The sequence below is a fragment of the Streptomyces sp. NPDC006393 genome (assembly GCF_040628575.1).
Classification (GTDB): domain Bacteria; phylum Actinomycetota; class Actinomycetes; order Streptomycetales; family Streptomycetaceae; genus Streptomyces.
Genome location: NZ_JBEXZD010000205.1, coordinates 1 through 3,782 on the forward strand (window position 1 = coordinate 1; position 3,782 = coordinate 3,782).

General features: G+C 72.0%; 3 protein-coding genes. 2 read left to right on the forward strand and 1 reads right to left on the reverse strand.

What is annotated here, in order from left to right:
• Together ABZ484_RS38430 and ABZ484_RS38435 are read left to right on the forward strand one after the other, a co-directional pair.
• On the forward strand, nucleotides 1-269 hold a 269-nt coding region (locus ABZ484_RS38430; RefSeq protein WP_358870593.1), incomplete at its 5' end, for a PRC-barrel domain containing protein.
• A gap of 53 nt (nucleotides 270-322) precedes the next feature.
• Nucleotides 323-1,849 carry an MFS transporter gene (locus ABZ484_RS38435; RefSeq protein ID WP_358870594.1) on the forward strand — a complete coding sequence of 509 codons (1,527 nt, stop codon included), beginning with the start codon at nucleotides 323-325 and terminating at the stop codon, nucleotides 1,847-1,849.
• Between the two features lie 38 nt (nucleotides 1,850-1,887).
• Here the strand turns inward: ABZ484_RS38435 and ABZ484_RS38440 are convergent.
• A partial coding sequence (locus tag ABZ484_RS38440; RefSeq protein ID WP_358870595.1) for a serine/threonine-protein kinase occupies nucleotides 1,888-3,782 on the reverse strand: 1,895 nt, incomplete at its 5' end.

Sequence of the window (3,782 nt, forward strand, 5' to 3'; positions counted from 1 at the left end):
ACGTCGACACCACGACCGACGAGCCCTTCTTCGCGACGGTCACGGTGGGTGTGCCGACCCGGCGGCGCCTGGCGTTCGTCCCGCTCATCGGCGCGACCGTCGGCCCGAACTACGTGAGGGTCGCCTACACGAAGAAGGTGGTGAAGCAGGCGCCGTCGATCGACACCGACGGCGTCCTGCCCGCCACGGAGGAACCCTCCGTCTTCGGCCACTACGAACTGGCCTACAACCCCGGTGCCGGCGGCGAGCGACGCCTCGCCCGCCGCTGAGCGGGCGAGGACCACCGTCGGGGTCGGGGGAAGAACAGGCAAGGTGGCACGGTGTGGATGTGACCCCAGAGGGTCAGGACGGCCCGTCCGGCGCGCAACGGCCGCGGGACACCGTCGCGCACCTGCCCCGTCAGGTACGTGAGGAGCTGACCCGCAGGCTCCGCCGGAGCAGGCGCGCCCTGCGCGAGGAGGACGTCCGGATCGTGGAGCCGCCGCTGCTCAGGCGCGCGGTCGGGGCCTCCGCCCTCGGAAACTGCATGGAGTGGTTCGACTTCGGCGTCTACAGCTACCTCGCCGCCACCATCGGCAAGGTCTTCTTCCCCGGCGCCTCACCGGGCGCCCAGGTGATCTCCTCCTTCGCGACCTTCGCCGCGGCATTCGTGGTGCGGCCGCTGGGCGGTCTGGTGTTCGGTCCCCTGGGCGACCGTCTGGGCCGGCAGAAGGTCCTCGCCACCACCATGATCATGATGGCGATCGGCACGTTCGCCATCGGGGTGATCCCCGGTTACGCGACCATCGGCCTCGCCGCGCCGGTCCTCCTGCTGCTGGCCCGTATGGTCCAGGGCTTCTCCACCGGCGGCGAGTACGGCGGCGCCACCACCTTCGTGGCCGAGTACTCCCCCGACCGCCGCCGCGGCTTCCTCTCCAGCTGGCTGGACTTCGGGACCTTCGTCGGGTATGCGCTGGGCTCCGCCCTGGTCACCCTGCTGAACTTCGCTCTGACCGACGACCAGATGATCGCCTGGGGCTGGCGCGTCCCGTTCCTGATCGCCGGGCCCCTGGGCGCCATCGGCCTGTACATGCGGCTGAAGCTGGAGGAGTCGCCCGCCTTCCAGCAGCAGCTGGACGAGCACGAGAAGGGCCTCGCGCAGAAGTCGGCGGGCAGCGAGTTCAGGACCATCGTCAGGAACCACTGGCAGGCCCTGCTCGTCTGCATGGGCATCGTGCTGCTCTACAACGTCACCAACTACATGGTGACCGGCTATCTCCCCACCTACCAGACGGAGACCCTCCACCGCTCCAGCGGCTCCGCGGACCTCCTGGTGCTGCTGGGCATGGTCTGGATCGTGCTGCTGATCACCTTCATCGGCCGGCTCAGCGACCACGTGGGCCGGCGCCCCGTCTACGCCGTGGCGGCCGCCGCGATGATCGTCCTCTCCGTCCCCGCCTTCCTGCTGATCAAGATGCACGGCACCTGGCCGCCCGTCCTCGGCGTGCTGATCCTGTCCACGCTGCTGGCCTGCTTCGCCGCGCCCAGCGCCGCGACCCTGCCCGCGCTCTTCCCGACCGCCGTCCGCTACGCGGCGATGGGCATCGGCTTCAACTTCGCCGTCGCCGCGTTCGGCGGCACCACCCCGCTGGTCACCGCGGCCCTGGTCAACGGCACCGGTGACGACATGATGCCCGCCTACTACCTGATGCTGGCCGGCGCCGTCGGCCTGCTGACCGTGAAATTCCTGCCGGAAAGCGCCCAGGTGCCGCTCAGCGGCTCCCAGCCGATGGTGGGCTCCGAGCAGGAACAGCGCACACTGATCACCACCTCCGAAGCCCTCTACCGCGCCACCCGGAAAGCGGCTTGAGGCAGGGAGACCGGCCCGTTCACTTCCGGGCGGTCTCTTCACTCTCCGGGCAGGCTCTTCGCGATGTTCCGCACGGCGGCGCCGGCGAGCGCCCTGGCCCCCGCGCACACCTCGGTGTTCTTCCGACCCTGTTCCCGCAGGGTCAGCCGGAACAGTTCGACGGCCCGGTCGCCGGCGGAGTCCGTGAACGTGCGGTGCGGTGTGTAGACGACGCAGCTGTCGTCCCCCTCCTCCTTCGGGGAGACATAACTGGTCGTTCCGGCGACCCGGGCGGGCTTCCCGTCGTCCGAGAGGTCGTTGTCCCGGGTGAACTGGAGCTGCACGTAGGCGCGTTCACCGTCGGAGCTCGCCCAGTCGCAGGTCCAGTCGGCGAAGCCGCGGTCGGCCGGCCGCTGCCGGAGGCCGGGCACCCGTGTGAGCGCCGCCGGATCCAGCAGCGCACAGGCGTCCAACCGGCCCAGGGAGTCGGCGGGCCACGCCGCCGGACGCCGGGGCACCGGGCCCCGGTCCAGCACCGTCAGCGCGTGGTCGACGGCGGCGTCCGACAGGGCGCACGGATCCGGTGCGCCGGCGCCCTGCCGCTTGCCGTTGACCACGATCTGCCTGTCGTCCGCGGTCCTGATGAAGCGCAGGCACTGGTCCCCGTCCCGCTCCAGGGACGCGACCTCGACGTTGCCGACCCTTCTGACGGGCACGCCGCCGTCGAACTGCCGCGGATCGCCGGCGAAGTCGACCTCGGCGTCGGCCGTCTGGTCTCCGTCCGGGCTCAGCACCAGCACGTCGCATCGGTTCAACTTGCCGTAGGCCGAGGCGAGTTGGGTGTGGCCGAAGCGGCTCAGTGACGCGGCGTCAAGCACCGTGCAGGGGTCGGCGCTCCGCAGGTCGCCCATGGCACCGGCCTGGGCCGGGACCGTAACCGTGGCCGAGGCACTCGCGGCGCGGGATGGCCCGGCGCCGTCGTCGTGTCCGGAGGTCCAGGGGCCGAGGAGGGCGAGCCCGGCGGCGAGTCCCGCCACGGCAAGGGCCGCCGCCGCGACCGTCAGCGCCCGGCGACGGCGGTGCGCCTTCCGCGGCAGCCACAGCGTGCGGGACGGCAGGGCGAGCGTCCGGCCGAGCCTCAGCGTCTCCCGCGTGTCCCCGCGCGCACTCTCGTTCAGGTGCTCCCGGACGTATTCCTGGATGTGCGCGGGCGGTGGTACGGCGCGTGTGAGCAGGGTGCGTGCCGCGGTGGCGTCGGGGCGCTTGCCGGGCTCCACCTCGAGGAGCGCGGTGAGCGGTTCGGTGAGCGGGCCCGCCTGCCGGGGGGCGTCCACGTGCCCTTCGAGGGCCCGGGCCAGGTAGCCCATGACGTGGTCGAACTCGCCGTAGGGCGAGCGGCCCTCGATCGCCGCGTACAGACTGGCGCCGAGGGAGAACACGTCGGCCTTCGCGTCCGCCGCCCGGCCCTGGGCCACCTCGGGCGCGAGATAGCGGGGCTTGCCGCGCACCGTGGCCGTCGTGGTGTGCGTGCCGGTCCCGGTGACCTCGCTCCACAGCGCGCGTGCGATCCCGAAGTCCGTCAGCCGGGCCACACCGTCGTCGGTGACCAGGATGTTCTCCGGCGTGACATCGCCGTGCACCACGCCCTCGCCGTGGGACTTCGCGAGCGCCGCCGCGATCTGGCCGCCGATCGATCCGGCCTCCTGAGCGGAGAGCGGGCCGCGCTCGGCCACCAGCTGGGCCAGGCTGCGCGACGGCACGTACTCCATGACGATCCAGCAGGCCTCACCCTCGGCGACGTAGTCGAACACGGCGACGACATTGGGGTGGTGCAGCCGCGCGGCGTAGCGGGCCTCCTTCATCAGCCGGTGCGCGCCCCTGGCGTCGTCCGGGCGGGCGCACTTGAGGGCCACGCGCCGGTCCAGCAGTTCGTCGCGGGCCTGCCATACGACGC